Below are 19764 nucleotides of genomic sequence, written 5' to 3'. Positions count from 1 at the left end.
ACGCGATGAATCAACCCAATGCCTTCTTCGAGAGGCTGGCCAATAGTTCACTGCGCTTGCACGCCGGCCTGACTGTCCTTTGTGCAACCGCTGTGTTGCTGATCGGTATCAGCTATTGGGGGGTGCAACGCACACTCGAAGAACAGCACGACACCGTGCGCTTCCACTTTGCCCGGCTCCTGGAAAACCTGCACGAGCAGGAGGCTTTTCTCAACACCGTGTCTGTGCAGACTGCCATGGGTGAGCTACCGGCTGCAGTCGCCTCTCCCCTGGCATTGCAACAGGCACTGCCCAATGAAGGCCCTGATATCGTTCAAGGGCAACAGCATTCGTTTTCCCTGCCCTTCAGCGTGAAGATCGACGCAGAAAAGGTTGCAGTGAGCCAGCACCCGAAAATTTACACCCTGGGCGCGCACCTGGCCGACTACTACAGCGCCTTCTGGTCTGCCTCGCACTTTCAGTCACCCCAGGTGTTTCTGTTCAACGTTCCGGACAACTTCGATATTGCCGTGCCTGCCGCTGGACGGTTGCGCGGCGCCGGCCAGATACAGGGCGGTACCTTCGTCGCAGTGATGCAGCATGTACTGCAGCGCCTGCACGACAGTAACCCCCGGCCGCTGGACGGTCGGGTGCACTGGGTACAATACAACGCGGCATCCGACAACGAGGCCATCCCCTCCGTGCTCGGTTACATCAACATCGACCTGGCTTCGATTCACCGGGACATTCAGGGCGCCAGCCCCTGGGTCGTCGTCGCTTCACTGCTCAACCTGTCCCAGATCAACAACATCGAGCGGATCATGCAGTGGTCGATCTATGACCATTTCACCCTGATCGCCCCCTCTGGCCAAGCACTGATCGGCACGGTGAAGCCGCAGGTGCACCTGCATGAAGGGCTGAACTTCAACAGTGACGGCCTGGTGTTCAAAGTGTCGAGCACCGGCGAGCGCCCCTGGTCGGGGATCTACGTCATCAGCGTGAAGAGCTTCCTCAATTACGCCCGCTGGCCGTTGCTCGGCCTGTTGCTGGCGCTGCTGGCGGCGTTGGCCGGTGGCTGGGCATTCAATCGCTGGTACAAGCGCCGGGTCGTGCTCCCGGCCCACAGGGCCCACGAAAGCATCGCTGAAAGCGAGGCATTCAGCCGCGCCGTTATCGACTCGGCGCCTACCGGCCTGTGCGTGATACGCCGCAGTGACCACAGCGTACTGCTGGAGAACCTGCGTGCCCAGCAATGGCAGGACAGCACCAAGCTGATCAGTGCCCTCAACCGCCAGCACGACCTCACCCACTCCGGGCAGACCGACCTTGAGAGTGACGGTCGACACCTGCATGTCGACTTCATCTCCACCCGCTATCACGGTGAGGACGTCTGGCTCTGTGCGATTCACGATGTCACCCGCAGGGTCGAGGACGCCGCCGCGCTGGAAGAGGCGCGCAAGGACGCAGATTCCGCCAACGAGGCCAAGACCCGGTTCCTGGCCACCATGAGCCACGAAATCCGTACGCCCCTGTATGGCGTGCTGGGTACCCTGGAACTCTTGGGTTTGACTGCGCTTGAGCCTCGCCAGCGGCAGTACCTGGATACCATCCAGCGTTCTTCGGCCACCTTGTTCCAGTTGATCAGCGATGTACTGGATGTGTCGAAGATCGAGTCCGGGCAGATGACCCTGGAAACCCAGGACTTCTGCCCTCTGGAACTCACCGAAGATACCTTGCGCACCTACAGTGCATTTGCCCAGGCCAAGGGTTTGCAGCTATATGCCTGTATTGACGCCACTCTCCCTGACCGGGTGCGCGGCGATCCGCTGCGCATCCGCCAGATCCTCAATAACCTGCTGAGCAACGCCATCAAGTTCACTGAGCACGGGCGGGTGGTATTGCGACTGCGCGTGGTGGAACAGCACGGCGAGGCAGTCAGCCTGCAGTGGCAAGTCAGCGATTCGGGCATCGGCATCTCCCAGGCCCAGCAGGTTCAGTTGTTCGATCCGTTCTATCAGGTCCGCGATGCCTCCAGTGAAGCGGGCGCCGGCTTAGGCCTGGCGATTTGCTGGTGGCTGTGCGAGTTGATGGCCGGCCAGCTCAAGGTGGTCAGCGAACCTGGCCTGGGCAGCAGCTTCTCCCTGCAACTGACCCTTGAACAGCGCCCGGGCAAGCTGGCCGATTGTCCGGATTTGCAGGCGAGCGCTGCGCAGGTTTGCGTGCGTGCCCCGACCCAGGAGCTGGCGCAACACCTGTGTGCCTGGCTCAACCGCCTGGGTGCCCAGGCCTGGCCCGCTGGCGCCGAGATGAAACCGGCAACGGTCGCGACACTGTTGGTAGACATGTTACCCACAGACAACCAGGCACCCTGGCCCGGTACACGGATTATCGCCGCCGCTGGCGCGCCGAATCCGCCGCAGCATGCGGCCCATGGCTGGGACGTCGATGCCCATGATGTACGGGCAATCGCCTGGGCCGTGTACCTGGCGCAGCAAGGCGCCGACCCTGAACATCAACTACCGCCGCCGCACCCGGCCCTGCCCCTGAACCTGCGGGTACTGGTGGCCGAAGACAACCCGATCAACCAGGCCATCATCGAAGAACAACTGCAAGCCCTGGGTTGTGTGGTAACGGTGGCAGACAATGGTGAACAGGCGCTCGCCCAGTGGCTGCCCGGGCTGTTCGACCTGGTGCTCACTGATGTCAACATGCCCATCACCAATGGCTACGAACTGGCCTCGGCGTTGCGCCAGCAAGATAGCCAGGTGCCGATCATCGGGGTCACGGCCAATGCACTGCGCGAGGAAGGTGAACGCTGCGCCGCCGTGGGCATGAATGCCTGGCTGGTCAAGCCGCTGACCCTGCACACCTTGCGCACGCAATTGCTCAAACACTGCAAAGCCGAGCAGATCATCAGCCCCCCCCTGCCCCCGCCGCCGCAACCGGCCTCCCCCCCGTTGCAACTGTCCGTGAAAATGCGTGAACTGTTTGTGCGCACCCTGCAACAGGACATGCAAGGCACCCTCGCAGCGCTGGAGCGTGGCGATGCCGACGGCGTTGCGCAGAAACTTCACAGCATGGCCGGATCCTTGGCCGTGGTGCATGCTGCCGAGCTTGCCCAAGCCTGCGCCGAACTCGAGTGCCGCCTCACCGGGCTGATCATCACCCCGCCCCTGGCGCTGGCGGTACGCAACATCCTTGAACAGCTGAGCGCCCTGCTGCTCAGCGTTGAATGATCAACCCCGTATTTTCAATAGCGCTTAAGGATGACCAGGTCATGGAGAAGTTAAACGTTGTCATCGCTGATGATCACCCGATCGTGTTGCTTGGCGTACGCGAGCTGGTCGAGCGCGATGTGCATTTTCGTGTAGTCGGCGAAGCCATCAGCTCCGACGGTCTGGTTGCACTGCTGGAGCAACAGCCGGTAGACCTGATCATCACCGATTTCAACATGCCCGTGGACTCCCCCTACGGCGATGGCCTGAAGCTTGTGGGCTATTTGAAACGGCGCTTCCCGGACGTGCAGATCCTGGTGCTGACCATGATCAGCAACCCGCTGATCCTGACCCGGCTGCATGAACTGGGCGTGCTCGGCGTTATCCAGAAAAGCCAGTTGCACAACGACATTGCAGTCGCACTCAAGGCCGTCGCCACGGGCAAGCCGTTTCGCAGTGTCGGGCCTGCGCGAACCTCGGTGGTGGAATCCACCTGCGCCCTGGACGAGCGCTTCGCCCGGCTCTCGCCCAAGGAACATGAAATATTGCGTCTGTTTGTCGCCGGGCTGAGCGTCAACGATATCGCCCGTATGCAAAACCGAAGTACCAAGACCATCAGCGCGCAGAAGGTCGCCGCCATGCGCAAACTGGAAGTCACCAGCAATCAGGACTTATTGGCCTATTGCCTTGAACGTAAACTGTTCGACTAGGCTTATAAGGATCGTCTGATTCTTGCCGCCCGGTGTCCTTTGTATTGTGTCCCTGCACTTACATGCAACACTTCAAACACATACGGACATCACGATGAAAACGTTCACCCTGGCATTCATGACCCTGTCGATCCTCGCCGCCACCGGTAGTGCATTCGCCGCCGACCCGGTGCCGACCAAAGCCGGCTCCGGCACGATCAGCTTCACCGGCCAAATCAACAATGACGCCTGCTCGGTACAAGGCTCGGACCTGAACAAGTCGATTTCCGTGCCCATGGGCAACGTGTCGATCAAAGACATGGGCACCGCCGCCGCGCCCATTGGCAACGGCACACTCAGCGCCGAAAACTTTGACATGAAGATCAGCTGCAACAAGGGCACCAAAGTGTCGATGATCTTCCAACCCAAAACCGGCGCCGGTTCCGGCCTGGTCGAGGGCACCAAAGTGCTGCGCCTGATCGACGGCCTGGGGGCTGCGAAGAACGTCGGTATCGCGCTGCTCGATGGCAACGGTGCGCTGATCGACCTGACCTCGGACACCACCGCCCGTGTCGAAAACACCCTGCAGGACGGCAACACCTCGCTGAAGTTCTCCGCCGCCTACGTCACCACTGGCGCCCTGGACACGGTCGTCGCCGGTCGCGGTGACGCCACCCTGCCATTCGTTCTGCAGTACGAATAACCCCACTGCGGGTTTGACCTGGAGCGGGGCCTGGCTGCCCCGCTCTGTCTCTTTGCAATAACGCGGTATTCATTATGTTGCTACGTCACCCCCTACGATTTTGCCTGGGCATTCTCGGCATGCTCGCGTTCACCCAGGCCAGCGCCGGAATCTCTTTGAGCGGCACCCGCCTGGTCTTTGATGGCAAACACAAAGAGGCAGGCATCACCGTACGCAATAGCGGTGAAGACGTGTTGATCCAGTCCTGGGTCGATCGCGATGGTCCTGACACCACGCCGGTGCCTTTCGCGGTGACTCCACCCCTGGCGCGGGTGCCTGGCAACGAACAGCAGTTGCTGCGGGTTATCTATGAGGGCGCCGGCATGCCGTCGGACAAAGAGTCGGTGGTCTGGCTCAACGTCCAGGAAATTCCTCAGGCGGCGAAAACGCAAAACACCTTGCAACTCGCCGTACGCCAGCGCATCAAAGTGTTTTTTCGCCCGCAAGGCTTGAGCAGCAACGCCTACCTTGCCCCTGCGCAACTGCAATGGACTGTGCTGCAGCAGGCAGGAAAAACCTCCCTGAGGGTCGAGAACCCTGGTCTCTACCATGTGTCCATGGGGGATATAACACTGCACTCAGGCCAAACCAAGGAAACCGTCGTTGACTCGATCATGATCGCGCCAGGTGAGCATAAAGCCTTCGCGGTAAAACACATCAACAGTGCACAGGCTGCGCAGTTGTCGTTCACCAGCATCAACGACTATGGCGCGCAAGAGCGTTACGCCACACCACTGGGCAACACCGCGCCAGCAACTGCCGAGTTGATCAAAGCGTCGCCTTGACGCGCCCATTGGGTTGCCCACTACCTCTCCCGCACTTTACTTCGCTCCGCTCGGTTTCGTATCGGGGGTGATATAGGTTCTTTGCATGTCTTTACTCACCGGCTGCAGACTTGCTCATGGCGTTCACCCTGGCAAGCGATCGTCTTCGCCTGCTGCCTTGCAAATCCCCCCGACGCTTGGCCCACTGTTTGTTGCCCTGGCATCCTGCCTTGGCCCTGATGCCAGCGCAGCGACCGCCAACGACCATGCGCCAGAGCAGGTCGAGCAATTCAATACTTCGTTTCTGCAGGGCGCCCCCTCGTCGGTGGATGTGCAATTACTGCTCTCGGCCAGCAGCGTATTACCGGGCAGGTATCGGGTCGACCTGTACAGCAACGAGATGCTGGTAGGCCGTCGTGATATCGATTTCCGGCGCCATCCCGACAGCGGCAAAGTCGAGGCCTGCCTGACCCTGGACATGCTCGAGCAACTGGGCATCGACATGAAAAAACTCGAAGCCGCAGGCAAACTCAACCTCGATGACCCGCAGGGCTGCTACGACCTGCCAGCGTTGATTGCCAAGGCTACCCAGCGCTATGACGCCAGCCGCCTGCGCCTGATGGTCAGTGTGCCGCAAATTGCCCTGCAACGAGGGATGCGCGGCTATGTCGACCCGGCGTTGTGGGATCACGGCGTATCGGCAGCATTCCTCAACTATCAGTTGAGCAGCAGCCGCAACAGCACCGACAACGCCACCACCTTCTCCAACAACCTGGGGCTGCGCAACGGTATCAACCTGGGCGCCTGGCGACTGCGTAACGAATCGAACTTCAGCAGCAGCACCGGCCAACCCAACAGGTTCAAGAGCAACCGCAGCTACGTGCAGCATGATGTGACCGCGCTGAAGGGGCAATTCAGCGCCGGCGAGATCTTTTCCGACGCCGATGTGTTCGACAGCGTGCGCTATCGTGGCCTGAAACTGGCCTCGGACCAGGGCATGCGGGCCGACAGTGAGCGCGGCTACGCCCCGATCATCCGTGGCGTGGCACAAACCAGCGCCACCGTGGAGATCCGCCAGAACAACTACATCCTCTACACTGCCAACGTACCGCCGGGCCCGTTTGAAATCAGTGATATCTACCCCAGCGGCTCGAACGGTGACCTGCAGGTGACCATCATCGAAGCCGATGGCACGCGCCGGGTCACGGTGCAGGCATTTTCCAGCCTGCCGATCATGGTGCGCGAAGGTCAGCTGAACTACAGCCTCTCGGCGGGCCAGTACAACAGCAACAGTGAAGGCCTGGCCACGCCAAAATTTGTCAGCGGCACACTGGCCTATGGCATCAGCAGCAACCTGAGCGGCATCCTTGGGCTCCAGGCCAGCGAGAACTACCAGGCGCTGGCGCTGGGTGCCGGGCGCAACACGGCCATTGGCGCCGTGTCTGTCGACCTCACCCACTCAAGCAGCCGCACCCCGGGGCAATCGGTCCGGGGCAACAGCCTGCGGGCGCTGTACGCGAAAACCTTCACCGGCACCGACACCAGCTTCACCCTGGCTGCCTACCGCTATTCGACCGAGGGGTATCGCACCCTGACCAACCATGTCGAAGAGCTCGATAGCGACAGCCAAAGGCGCACCGGCAATTCGAAAACCCGGACAGACCTGACCATCAACCAGAGTATCGGCCGCAACCAGCAGTATGGCAGCGTCTACCTCAATGCCAGCGACCAGCGCTACTGGGGCCGGGGCGGCTCCCAGAGCCTGTCGGCCGGTTACAGCAACTATTGGGGTGAAGTGAGTTACAACCTTGACGCCACCTACAGCAAAGACGTCGGTGATTTCGGCCCCTCGAACAACGACACCCTGTTCAACCTGTCCGTGTCATTCCCGCTGGGCTCCAAACCTCGCGCGCCACGTGCCTTCGTCTCGGCCAGCACACAGAAAAACAACGACACCGCGCAAGCAGGCATCAACGGTTACCTGTCAGAAGACAGCGACACCTATTACTCGGTGCAAGGCGGCAACAGCAGCACCGGCGGCAGCACCGCATCGGCCAACATCAACACCCGCACCGCTGTTGCCGACATCAGTGCCGGTTACAGCCAGGGGCGTGGCTACAACTCGCAAAGCCTCAACCTGGCAGGCTCGATCGTCGCCCATGGTGGCGGCATCAACCTTGGCCAAACGGTGGGCGAAACCTTCGCTCTGGCCCAGGTCCCCGACGTATCAGGGGTCAAGATTGGCAGCTACAGTGGAGCCAAAACCGGCGCCAACGGCTATGCAGTGGTACCCAACGTGCAGCCGTATCGGGTCAACTGGATCAGCCTGGACACCCGCGACCTGGACACCGGTATCGACATGGACAATGCGACCCAGCAGGTCGTGCCACGGCGTGGCGCCGTGGTGCTGGCCCGCTATGCCAGCAAGAGCGGCAGGCGGGTGCAATTCGAACTGTTCGATGCCCGGCATCAGCCAATCCCGTTCGGTGCATCCCTTGAAGACCAGGCCGGCAAACAGCTGGCGATCTCCGACCCCAGCGGCAAGGCGCTGGCATTGATGGAAAAGGACGCTGGCGAGTTGGTGATCAGATGGAATGACCAACACTGCACCGCCGCCTACGCGCTACCCGAGCGCAACCCGGCGCTGAACTACGAGCGCGTACCATTGGTGTGTCAATCGCCCTTGCCTTGATCGCGGGAACAGGAACTGTTCTATCCTTCACCCCATCGACGGTTGCGGATATCGACATGTGCCCCCCGGACACCAGGCTTTTGCAAAGCTGGCAGCACAACGCCCACGCCTGGATCAAGGCCGTGCGCAGCGGTGCCATCGACAGCCGCCAGCAGGTTACCGACCAGGCCATCCTGCTCGCGGTGCTGGGCCGTCAGCCTGGGCGTGTGCTGGACCTGGGCTGCGGCGAGGGCTGGTTGCTGCGGGCGCTGGCTGAGCGGGGCATCGATGCCGTCGGGGTGGATGGCGACCCGACCCTGGTCGAGGCTGCGCGCAGCGCAGGCTCGGCGACCGTCTACCTGGCCGATTACCAGGCATTGACTCAAGCCACAGTGGATGTGGGCCACGACTACGACCTGATCTGCGCCAACTTCGCCCTGCTGCACCAGGACATCATCCCCCTGCTCTGCGCCATGAACACCCTGCTCGCCCCTGGCGGCGCCCTGGTGATCCAGACACTGCACCCCTGGACGGCAAGCGCCGGCGATTACCAGGATGGCTGGCGCGAAGAAACCTTCGCCGGATTCAAAGGCCAGTGGCAGCCGATGCCGTGGTACATGCGCACCTTGTCCAGTTGGATCACTGCCCTGGACATGGCGGGCTATAAACTGCTGAGCCTGCAAGAACCGCAGCACCCGCAAAGCGCGCTGCCGCAGTCGTTGTTGCTGATCGCGCAACCCTACTCACCCTAAAAGACAGGATGTACAGCATGAGCGATGCGCCAAAAGTAAAAGGACCGGCCTCGTACTTTCCCTCGATCGAGCAAAAGTACGGCCAACCCATCAGCCACTGGCTGGGCCTGCTCGGCACCCTCAGTGGCAAGAAGCATATGGAACTGGTGGCCTGGCTCAAGGCCGAGCATGGCCTGGGCCATGGCCACGCCAATGCGCTGGTGGCGCACTTTCTGGCGGCGGCAAACACGCCATAGCGCCGCCGTGCAATGCTGGTCATCGAACACCTGCACAAGTCCTACAGCACCGCCCAGGGCAAACTGGCGGTGCTGCAGGGTGTCGACTTGCAACTGGCCCGGGGCGCCAGCCTTGCGCTGATGGGCGAATCGGGCAGTGGCAAGAGCACCCTGCTGCACCTGATCGCCGGGCTCGACCGCGCCGACAGCGGGCGCATCCTGATCGATAACCAACCCCTCGACGGTCGCCTCGAATCAGCCTTGGCGCGCTGGCGCCGGGAAAGCATCGGCTTGGTGTTCCAGCAGTACAACCTGATCAGCAGCCTCGATGTGGCCGCCAACCTGAGCTTTCAGGCCCGGCTGGCCGGACGGCTTGACCGCCAGTGGCTGGGCTGGCTGAGCACCCGCCTTGGCCTGGACAGCTTGCTGCAACGCTACCCGGAGCAATTGTCCGGCGGCCAGCAGCAGCGGTTGGCCATTGGCCGAGCGCTGGCCGCCCGCCCGGCGCTGGTGCTCGCCGATGAGCCCACCGGCAGCCTTGATGAGGCCAGCAGCGATGAAGTACTGGCGCTGATGCTGCAGCTGGTCAACGAGGCCGGCAGCAGCCTGCTGATGGTGACGCACAGCCCGCGCCTGGCCGCGCGCCTTGAGCGGCGTTGCGTCCTGCACGCCGGGCGTGTGCACGCCGAGGCCAACTGATGAAACCGCTGCTGATTGCCCTGCAGGCGCTGCTGAGTCACTGGCGGCGTCATCGCTTGCAGTTTTTCAGCATCTTCACCGGCCTGTGGCTGGCCACCGCGCTGTGGACCGGAGTGCAAGCGCTTAACAGCCAGGCCCGCGCCGACTATGCGCGCGCCGCTGCAGTGCTGACCGGCCCCGGGCAAGCGCAACTGCTGGCGCGTGATGGCGGGCGCTTCGAGCAAGCGCTGTACCTGCAACTGCGCAGGCTCGGCTGGCAGGTCTCACCGCTGCTCGAAGGCCGCTTGCGGATTGGCGGGGAGCATCCGCTGACGGTGCGCCTGATCGGCATCGAACCGCTGAGCCTGCCCAGCACTGCCGCCGTTGCCGGCATTGCCATCCCTTCCTTCGATCTGCAGGCGTTCATCAGCACTCCCGGGCAAGCCTGGATTGGCCCAGATACTTTGCAGCAACTGGGCTTGAGCAACAGTGAGCAAGCCACCAGCAGCGACGGTCAGCGGCTGCCGCCGTTCGTTGTGCAGCCGCAGTTGGCGCCCGGGGTGATTGTGCTGGACATCGGCCATGCGCAGACCTTGCTGCAGGCGCCGGGGCAATTATCACGGCTACTGCTGGCCGGTGAGCCCAGACCCTTGCCGGCAGATCTCGCCCAGCGCCTGACCCTGCAAGCGCCCAGCGATGACGGCGATCTGCAGCGGCTGACTGACAGCTTTCACCTCAACCTCACGGCCCTGGGCCTGCTGGCCTTCGTTGTCGGGCTGTTCATTGCCCACGCCGCCATCGGCCTGGCCCTCGAACAGCGCCGTGGCCTGATCCGCAACCTGCGGGCCTGCGGTATCAGCTTGCACACGGTACTGCTCAGCCTGACGCTGGAACTGGGGGTGTTCGCCGTGCTCGGCGGCCTGGCCGGGGTGGCCAGCGGCTATGGGCTGGCTGCCGCGCTGTTGCCCGACGTCGCCGCCAGTGTGCGCGGCCTGTATGGCGCCCAGGTTGCCGGGCAACTGAGCCTGCCGGCCGGGTGGTGGCTGACCGGCGTGCTGGTGAGCATTCTAGGCGCCTTGCTCGCTGGCGCCAGCAGTGTGCTGCGCGCCGCACGCCTGCCGTTGCTGGCCCTGGCCCAAGCGCAAGCCTGGCGCATGGCCCAAGGCCCCTGGCTGCGCCGCCAGGCTATGGCTGCAGGGCTGTTGCTGTTGGTCGCGCTAGGTTGCTGGCAATGGGGCAACAACTTGATCAGCGCCTTGATCCTGCTCGCGACGCTGTTGTTGGCGGCAGCACTGCTGCTGCCCGCCCTGCTCGACGGCGCATTGGCGTGGCTGGCCCACGGCTGTCGCGGCGCGCTGGCGCAATGGTTCATTGCCGACAGCCGCCAGCAACTCCCCGCGCTGAGCCTGGCGTTGATGGCACTGCTGTTGGCCTTGGCTGCCAGTGTCGGTGTGGGCAGCATGACCGAGGGCTTTCGCAAGACCTTTACCGGCTGGCTCGATCAGCGCCTGTCCGCCGATCTCTACCTCACGCCGCAAGACACCCCCCAGGCCTTGCAGATCAACGCCTGGCTCGCCCAACAAGCGGCCGTCACCGTGCTGCCCAGCTGGCGTGCGGAAATTCGCTTGCAGCAGTGGCCGGTGCAGGTTCAGGGCATCATCGACCACCCCGCCTACCCCACCCGTTGGCCACTGCTTGAGCAAAGCCCGCAGGCCTGGGCGCAACTGGCGAGCGCCCGGGGCGTCATGCTCAGTGAGCAGTTGGCCCGACGATTGGGCCTGCGCCTGGGCGACAGCCTTGAGCTCGCAAGCGACACCCTGACCGTCGTCGGGATCTACGCCGACTATGGCAACCCCAAGGGCCACCTGCTGGTCAATGCCGGCTGGCTGCGCGCTCACCTGCCCCAGGCGACATTGAGCGCCCTGAGCCTGAACCTTGCCCCCGAGCGCATCGCCCCGCTCAAGGCCGAACTGCAGCAACGCTTCGCTCTGGACGACAGCCGCGTGGTCGAGCAGGCCACCTTGAAGCGCTGGTCCACGGAAATCTTCAGCCGCACCTTTGCCGCCACCACGGCGCTCAACAGCCTGACCCTGGGGGTAGCGGGCATCGCCTTGTTCATCAGCCTGCTGACCCTGAGCCAGAGCCGCCTGGGCCAGTTGGCGCCGCTGTGGGCCCTCGGCGTACGGCGCCGTCAGTTGGCGTGGTTGTCGCTGGGGCAAACCCTGCTGCTCAGCAGCCTGACCGTGCTGCTGGCGGTGCCCCTGGGACTGTTGCTGGCCTGGTGCCTGGTGGCGGTGGTCAACGTCCAGGCCTTTGGCTGGCGCCTGCCGCTGCACGTGTTTCCCGTACAGTTGCTGCACCTGGCCGCGCTCGGCCTGTTGACCAGCCTGCTGGCCAGTGCCTGGCCGTTATGGCAACTGGCGCGACGCCAGCCCAGCGAGTTGTTGAGGCAGTTTGCCGATGAAGCCTAGCCTCTGCCTGTTGATCGGTTCATTACTGCTGAGCGCTTGCGATCAGCCTGCGCCAGCGCCCAAAAGCTTTGCCGGTTTGGCTCAGGACGCAGCAGCCTTCAAGCAGGTGACGCGTAACCAGCCGCTGGTCTTTCCCCTCGACCACGCTGCCCACAACGGCTTTCGCATCGAATGGTGGTACGTCACCGCCAACCTTACCGATCGCCAGGGCCGTGACTGGGGCGCACAGTGGACCCTGTTCCGCTCGGCCCTGCGCCCAGGCGCGGAAACAACCGGCTGGAACAGCCCCAATCTGTGGCTGGGGCATGCCGCGCTGACCGGCCCCGGCGGCCATCAGTCCAGTGAAACCCTGGCCCGCGGCGGCATCGGCCAGGCAGGCGTCGAGGCCCGGCCATTTCGCGCCTGGATCAACGATTGGTCATTGCAGGGCAGCGACGACATCGGGCGCCTGCACATGAGCGCCAATGGCAAGGGTTTCAGCTACAGCCTCAACCTGCTCAGCAGCGGCCCACTGGTATTGCATGGCGCCCAGGGCTACAGCGAAAAATCCGGCAAGGGTCAAGCGTCGTACTATTACAGCCAGCCGTTCTACCAGGTCAGTGGCGAGGTCGAACGCGACGGCCAGCGCCTTGAGGTTACCGGCGTTGCCTGGCTCGACCGTGAATGGAGCAGCCAGCCCCTGGCGCCTGGGCAATCGGGTTGGGACTGGTTCTCCCTGCACCTGGACAGCAGCGCCAAGCTGATGCTGTTTCGCGTGCGCGAGCAGCAAGGCGCGCCCTACCGTGCCGGTACCTGGATCAGTGCCGACGGCACTGCGCAGGCGCTGCAGGGCGAGCAGATCCAGCTGCAGGAACTGGCCTGGAGCAAACAGGACAACGGCCGCAAGGTGCCTACCCGCTGGCGGGTGCAGGTGCCGGAGCATGGCGTGGATGTGCAGGTGGATGCTTTGGAGCCCAAGGCCTGGATGCAAACGCGCTTCCCCTACTGGGAAGGGCCAGTGCGCTTTAGTGGGAGTGTGAGCGGCATGGGGTATCTGGAGATGACTGGCTACTGATCACCACAGCCCATCGCGGCACAAGGCCGCTCCCACATGACCGCTGTCTACCACTGAATTCGCAGCATGCAGCAATTGGGTGGGAGCGGGCTTGCCCCGCGATAGCATTCTGTTAAACACAAACACCCAGCAACCGCGCAGCGCCACTGCACGGTTGCCCTCGGCCAGGTCAGGTAAATGTCATGGTCTTGGAGAACTCGGCCCACGGATGCTGGTCAAGCCGGAACGATACCCTCACATTACCGGGGCGGGTGTTAGTGATATCAACGTGGAAATCGAAAAATCGATCGCCCAGAGAAATCACCGCAGTATCGCCGGGATAACCGACAATCCTTGCGCCGTTGGTGACGGTTACCGTCGCATAGTTGGCGTTGGTAATGATGTGAGTGTCATAACAGATGCGATTCACGCTTCGACCATCGGCCTTTGCCCCTGTCGCCAGTTGAGCGCGCGCCCTCATGGCTCCGTTGCTCTTGTCAAACAGCCAAGTCTCGACGAATGCCAAGCCAGCGGCCACATCAGGGTGTCCTGCAACCGATGCCGTAACCGTGGTGCTCTCGCTTGAACAGCGCACCATCTCGTGAGCCTCACCATGCTCGCCCAGCGTTACGGTCTTTTGCGTCGAGCCATCGGCAAAGCGCCCATTGCCACTCAGTCTCAAGCTCACCTCCTGCCCCTCGAGCCCCTTGACCAGTACGCCACTGGTCTCCCTGGGGTGGCGCCAGTCGCCCGGGAAAGCCGCCGTGCTCAGCCCCCTGGTCGAGACTGTCAGGGCAACGGGTGCCAAGGTACGCACCTCATAGCCGCGTTCGGGTGCTTCGACTGCATTCTCGAAATCCCCTGTGCCACTGAGGTCGACCCACAACTGGATGCTCAGCCGTGAACCATCGGCCAATATCTCGAGCGCCGAACGGGGAATAGGCCTGCTTAACCCCTGTTCCGTCTCGGCCTGGGTGATTGCCTCACCGTCTACAAGCGGCAACTCCCAAGCGCTACGCGCCCCTTGAGTACCGCGCAAGGTGATCCAGACCACCTGCCCTTCGGCAATCTCATTCCAGGGTTGGACCGTCAAGGTTGCATCACCTGAGAACGATGCCAGGATCAGCTGATTCCCCATTGCCTCTTCAATCTGCGGTTCAATCAACGTCACCGAAGCTTGCTTGATTCGGTAACCACGCGAAGGGAAAACCACTGCCTCTTGCTCTTGCGCATCCGGATGCAGCCCAACCGCCATGTGCACGTCTATCTGGCTATTATCGGAGAAGCGACGCAAATCATTGCGGCGCGTACGTGCTAGCACACCCAGGTCAACTTCACCTGGCGTCACCGCCTGGCCCTGCGCCAAGGCCAAGCTCAAGGGCTCACCGGAAACATCCGTGCCGTCTATACGCAACCAGTAACGCTGCTGCTCGCCAATCCCATTCCACGGCGACACCACCACCGTCGCATCCCCCGGGAATGACTGTAAGTCCAGCACATTCCCCTTGGCCTCCTCGATTCGCGGCTGCGGTGGGTTGCTGATGGCCCGGCCAATGAACAGTTCCAGGTAGTCCGAGTAGCGGCTCTGTTCGCCCGGCTCCCGAACGATGTAGCGCACCCGAACCTGGTGATTGAGGCTAGGCAGGATGTCTTCCTCCGGCACACTGAAAGGCAAGTCCTGGGCACTGGTCACCGGGATATAGTCGAAAAAATTGCCTGCGGCGATCGGGCTCAGCCACTCCAGGTGCACGTCCTGGCCGGGTGCCATGCCGGTGTAGATCGGCGCCACGGCGGTGGCGACGATCAGGCCGACCGGGTCCAGCGCACCATCTTCGGCCTCTTCCACCTCGGGCATTACCAGCTCGGGGGCCGGCTCGCCCACCCAGAGCTCGAGGGTTTCCGACACCCATGGCTCGCCCGAAGCGTTGTGCACCTGGTAGAAAAGCTCCAGCTTGCCACCCTTCAGGGCCCGGATATGCTCGGCATCCAGCACGAATATCACCTCATTGCCGACCTGACTGCCGCTAAGCGGTCGTTGCTCGGCATAGGTATAGGGCCTACCGTCCTCGCGGATACCCTGCCAAAACACGCGCACTTGCTGGCCAGCGATCATGCCCAGCCACGCCGGGATTCGCACCACTGCCCGAGACAGATCGTCAGGCAGATAGTTCTCGTCACGGCCATCCACATCCGGCTCGCGCAACTGTGTGGCCACCCCGCGTACCCCGATCGCTGTGGTTCGCGAACGCAATGGCTTCGGGAAACCCGTGCGGATCACTTGGTAAGAGACATAAGCCAGGCCACCGGCAATGGCCTGCACCACGGCATTGGGCAAGGCGTACTCGATACGCCGCGGCGGTGGAATCTGCGGCACCCGCACAGGCTCCGATTCATGGGGCGGCAAGGCCACTGCGCCGTCGGTGAAGCCACGCCACTGGAACACCACCTCATCACCCGGGATGAAGCTGGGGAAATCGGCGACGGTGAACAGCAGCGGATCCATCGGGCCCAGATCGCCGAGATCAATGAAACCTTCACTGTCCAACGGCTCGATCACAGGCCTGGGTAGCAGAAAGGTGCTGATCTCGACGAAGGCGTAGCTGGGCAGCGAGGCGCCATCGGACTCGTTACCCACCTCATCCTCCAGCAAATAAAGCACCAGCAGCTCTTCCGCGTCGCCTGCCGCTTCGATCACCTCGAACGGCACATGCACAGGGATGATCTTGCCGACCTCACCTTCGACAACCCGATGCACGACCTTGACCCCACCCCAACTGAGCACCAGGGCATCGCCAACCTCCATGTAGATCCAGGGATAGACATGGGCGATGACCCCAGGTTGAGCGACATCCCAGTCAATCAGCCCCGGCGGCATGATCGGAAACATCAGGCCCGTATGGTGGGGGCTGCCTGGGTTGGGGTTGGGGCCGCCCGGCAGGGTCGTCTTGATCTTTACCTTGAGCGCTGCCGAGGATTGCTCGTCGCTACTGAGCGCTTTGACCGTGAACCAGATCTCATGAACGTCCTTGGGCACCCTGTTACTGGGTACATAGATGAACAGCAGTTCATTGACATCCTCAGGCCGAACCACATACGCCGTTGGTGTTACCGGGGTAACCTTGTCCCCGCAGTAGATTTGCACCTGGTCCCCTGCCGCCATTTTCAGGTAAGGCTCCACCAGCACCAGCATACCCTTGCTGTCCCCCTGCAGCGCCCGAATCCCGATGCCGCCCTGCACACCCTCAGGATGATCCTCGAAGAGTTTCATATGGGGGATACGCACATGCGAATCTTCCAAATTACGGACCTGGTTCACCCGTAAAAACCAGGGGCGCGGGTCGTCGCTCGATTGCAGCCGGTACCGCGAGGCCAGGCTGCTGAAGCGCACGGTTTTGCTAAAGCGTGTCCAGCTGCCGGCTTGCGGCAACTGGAACGTCAAGGTGACTTCCTCGACCTCACTGTCGATCACATCGAACACACAATCACCAGCAATCAGCGGCACGCTGACCACCTGCCCGACATGCCCCAGGATCCGTGCACTGCCACTGAGTTCAACCTGCACATAGGCGGCCTCGGTCAGACCGAGGCTGTCGAAGCACACCCGGTTCGCCGAGCGCCCGTTGGCCAGGGCACCGTTAGTTGCGCGTGCGCGAACGCCTTGCCCCGCCTCATGTTGTTCATCGTATGGGAATACGTCGCTGAAGCGCACCGGCACATGACGGGAGACGCTCCCGTCCAATTGCCCACTGACCAATACGGTCTCGGCGTAAGGGTCGCTCAGCCAGAGCACCTGTTCGCCCTGTTCATCCAGTTGGACATCCGCCGCCTGGCTACCATCGGCAAAGCGCGCCGAACCGTTGACGGTGACCCGACCGGTGGCGTTGGCTCGCCCCACCAGGGTGACTGCACACGTCAGTTGTTCCAGCGCCCAGTCGGCCGGCAACGCCGAGCCGGCCAGGCCGCCGTCGGACACCAGGATATGCAACTGGCCCTGGCGCACGCGGTAGCTGGCCAGTGGAAAATCCACCGCCTGGCCAGGGTTCGCTTGGCCACGCAAGTCCACGCGCACCTGCAGGGTCAGTTCACTGTCGTCCGCAAGGTTGGTCAGAAAGCTGCGTGGCAGCGCCACCGTCAGGCCGAAGCCGACCATACCGGCATCCACCGGGTGCGCCTCAAGCAACGCAAGCACCTGCCCGCCACTGCGCGCCTCCAGCCAAAGCTGCTGGCCCAGGGCAATGAACGGCCAACGTCGCAGGGTCACCAAAGCATCGCCGTCAAAGCTGTCCAGATCCAACTGCTCGTCCCAGGCCTGCTCGATAGCCGGACGGGGCAAGGCACCGAGCGCAGGCTTGAGCACCTGGACGGTCGTCGGAGGGGACGGGACCGCCTCCAGTTCATTGCGCAACACCTGATAGCGGAGCATCACACTGCCGGGGATATTCGCCCCCACCGCACTGCTGGGCACGTTTACTATTACCGTGCCGCTGACGCTGCCATCGACTTCCATCAGGGTTGGCGTTCCCAGACCGGGCGTCCCCTCCCAGACCACCTGAATTCGATCGCTGGCGCGCATGCCGTCATAACGGATGCGTACCTGAGCCACTTCCACGCCAAGCAGAGGGTCATAGTGGCCATCGACTGCTCCCACTAACGCTGGCTCCAACAACTGTGGCGTGCGCGACCGCAACTCAAGCTCCAGGCTGTGCGAAGGCAATGGCCGTGTAGTACCCGCCAGCACCACCTGGTAGTCCACCGTGACGCTGTGGCCCAGGTTGACTTGGGCGATGGCCTGCGGCACCTCGAAGGGCAAGGGCTGATTGGCCTGAGCGACCGTCTGACGTTGCGTATAATCGCCACCCTCAGCCGCGCCCTTCCAGGCCAGAGTGACCTCGTCTCCCACCCGCATGCCAGGGAAACTCACCGACACCTGGACACCCTCGGGATAGTCGTAAGGGTCAAGGCCTGTCGCCGCATCTTCAACAATCGGAGCAGGCAACAGCCCAGCGCTACTGACCTGCAACTCCAGCACCGCCGACTGTCGCCAACCGGTGCTGCGGCTGTTGGCCATGCGCACACGGTAATACAGCAGGAGGCTACCGGACTCGAGCAAACGGATATGCTCACTGGTTACGTTGATCGGGATAGGTGCAGTGCCGGCAGCCTGGCCCGCGGTCACGATCCGCGTGGTTTCATGCAGGGTGGGCTTGCTGTCCGCCATGCTACCCAGCCACACCAGGGTGATCTCGTGCCCTGCCGTACGCCCCAGATAATTGGGAACCATCACCGTGGCACGGGTCACGTCGTAGGCCAGCAGCCCGTCTGGCGCCTGGCTGACGCTGGGAGCCTCAAGCGGTAACGGCTGTCCTGTGAAACCCACGGTCAGGCGTTGCGAGCGCCGTTCATTGCCGGTAACAACGCTATAGTCGATTGCCGCCAGGCCACTGGCCAGGGCCCAGACCCGGTCATTGGCAATCCTGAACGCCAGTGTCTGTGGCAGCGGGCCGTCGACGGTCTGCTCCAGCCTCACTTCAGTCGGCAGGCCGGAGTCGATATAACCGACAAAACGCAGGCTGACCTTATCGCCAATGGCGAAGTTCGGCGCTTGGGCCTGCACCTCGATGAACAAATCGTCATCGCCCAGCTGTGCCAGGTCGATGTAGCCGTCAGGCCCCACCTGGGGCAAGGTCACGGCGGGCAATCTGGCTTGGCCGGTATCGACCACCACTGAGACATGCGGCGCCCAGGCCATGCTGGTGTTATAAACCTTGTCGTGCACTTCCCAGGTGACGACCAGGTTGGGGCTGTCACCCGCCTCGAGAATATCCGCGCCGCTCACCTGCAGCTCCAGTGGTGTGTTCAGATCCTCGGGCGTGACCGTATGGGTACGCATGACGCCGCCCCAGCTCAAGCGGACAACGTCGCCAACCGCCTTGTTCTCATAGTGGAACACGCGCACCCTGACTCCGTCGCGCAAGTGTTCGGCAGTCACCGGGTTGGCCCCGACTTCTGCGGCCACCAGCCCCTGGTGGCCGGGAGCTGGATCGGTATCCTCGCCTCCTGGGCGATCGAGCTTGACCAACACTCGCAGAGGCCGCGAGCGGGCATAGATCAAACCACTGCGCATGACCTGGTAATACAGCGCCCGCTCTCCGGGGAGCAATCGTTCTGCTGGCACGTACAGCGACAAGGGCCGATTCAGATCTTTGTCGGTGACTTTGAACTCACTGTTGAGCGGCTCGCTTTCGCTCTCCAGCATGACCTGCACCAGGTCGCCCGAACGCAGCGCGGCGAAAGCGGGAATGGTGGTCAAAACCCCGCGCAGGTTCGATTCGACCACATCCAGATTGATGCCGCCGTCAAAGCCAGCCACCGGCGTGGCCAAGCGCAGAACCGTCAGAGGGGGGAGGTCCTGGGCGGTCGCTAATGGGGTATCGGCTTGCAGATCGGTCATGGGACTTGCTCCAATGCATCAATGCCCCGAGAACGCCCCAGGGCCCGATAGAATGTCGATTGGCCCTTTACTTGAAAGAGCCGGCCCGCAGCGCGGGCCGGTTC

General features: G+C 62.6%; 11 protein-coding genes. 10 read left to right on the top strand and 1 reads right to left on the bottom strand.

Annotated elements, in window-relative coordinates; translation table 11 throughout:
* Positions 1–5: 5 nt before the first annotated feature.
* The 10 genes from EXN22_RS11995 to EXN22_RS11950 all read left to right on the top strand — a co-directional run bounded on the left by EXN22_RS11995 (position 6) and on the right by EXN22_RS11950 (position 13230).
* Positions 6–3215 carry a hybrid sensor histidine kinase/response regulator gene (locus EXN22_RS11995; protein ID WP_130264249.1) on the top strand — a complete coding sequence of 1070 codons (3210 nt, stop codon included), beginning with the start codon at positions 6–8 and terminating at the stop codon, positions 3213–3215.
* Positions 3216–3256: 41 nt separating this feature from the next.
* Positions 3257–3904, top strand: coding sequence for a response regulator (locus EXN22_RS11990; RefSeq protein WP_130264248.1), 648 nt, complete (start codon positions 3257–3259; stop codon positions 3902–3904).
* Positions 3905–3998: 94 nt separating this feature from the next.
* The gene (locus tag EXN22_RS11985) at positions 3999–4586 is read left to right on the top strand and encodes a fimbrial protein (RefSeq protein WP_130264247.1); all 588 of its coding nucleotides are present in this window, start codon (positions 3999–4001) and stop codon (positions 4584–4586) included.
* A gap of 74 nt (positions 4587–4660) precedes the next feature.
* Entirely contained in the window at positions 4661–5410 is a 750-nt protein-coding gene (locus tag EXN22_RS11980) for a fimbrial biogenesis chaperone (RefSeq protein ID WP_130264246.1), read from the top strand.
* A gap of 85 nt (positions 5411–5495) precedes the next feature.
* Positions 5496–8081: a fimbria/pilus outer membrane usher protein gene (locus EXN22_RS11975; protein ID WP_130264245.1), complete on the top strand. Its 2586-nt coding sequence runs from the start codon at positions 5496–5498 to the stop codon at positions 8079–8081.
* A gap of 56 nt (positions 8082–8137) precedes the next feature.
* Positions 8138–8812, top strand: a complete 675-nt coding sequence (locus tag EXN22_RS11970) for a class I SAM-dependent methyltransferase (protein WP_130264244.1) — start codon at positions 8138–8140, stop codon at positions 8810–8812.
* A 17-nt stretch (positions 8813–8829) separates the two neighbouring features.
* Complete coding sequence (locus EXN22_RS11965; protein WP_130264243.1) at positions 8830–9048, top strand: DUF4287 domain-containing protein; 219 nt, start codon at positions 8830–8832, stop codon at positions 9046–9048.
* A 12-nt stretch (positions 9049–9060) separates the two neighbouring features.
* Complete coding sequence (locus tag EXN22_RS11960; protein ID WP_130264242.1) at positions 9061–9726, top strand: ABC transporter ATP-binding protein; 666 nt, start codon at positions 9061–9063, stop codon at positions 9724–9726.
* The gene (locus tag EXN22_RS11955) at positions 9726–12176 is read left to right on the top strand and encodes an FtsX-like permease family protein (RefSeq protein WP_130264241.1); all 2451 of its coding nucleotides are present in this window, start codon (positions 9726–9728) and stop codon (positions 12174–12176) included. Before EXN22_RS11960 ends, EXN22_RS11955 begins: the two co-directional genes overlap by 1 nt.
* Entirely contained in the window at positions 12166–13230 is a 1065-nt protein-coding gene (locus EXN22_RS11950; protein ID WP_130264240.1) for a lipocalin-like domain-containing protein, read from the top strand. Before EXN22_RS11955 ends, EXN22_RS11950 begins: the two co-directional genes overlap by 11 nt.
* Before the next feature lie 169 nt (positions 13231–13399).
* Here the strand turns inward: EXN22_RS11950 and EXN22_RS11945 are convergent, their stop codons facing one another.
* Complete coding sequence (locus EXN22_RS11945) at positions 13400–19660, bottom strand: hypothetical protein (RefSeq protein WP_130264239.1); 6261 nt, start codon at positions 19658–19660, stop codon at positions 13400–13402.
* Between the last annotated feature and the right edge of the window lie 104 nt (positions 19661–19764).

This window comes from Pseudomonas tructae (assembly GCF_004214895.1).
GTDB lineage: Bacteria > Pseudomonadota > Gammaproteobacteria > Pseudomonadales > Pseudomonadaceae > Aquipseudomonas > Aquipseudomonas tructae.
The sequence above is the reverse complement of the archived record's forward strand: the minus strand, read 5'-3'. Positions and strand labels throughout refer to the sequence as shown.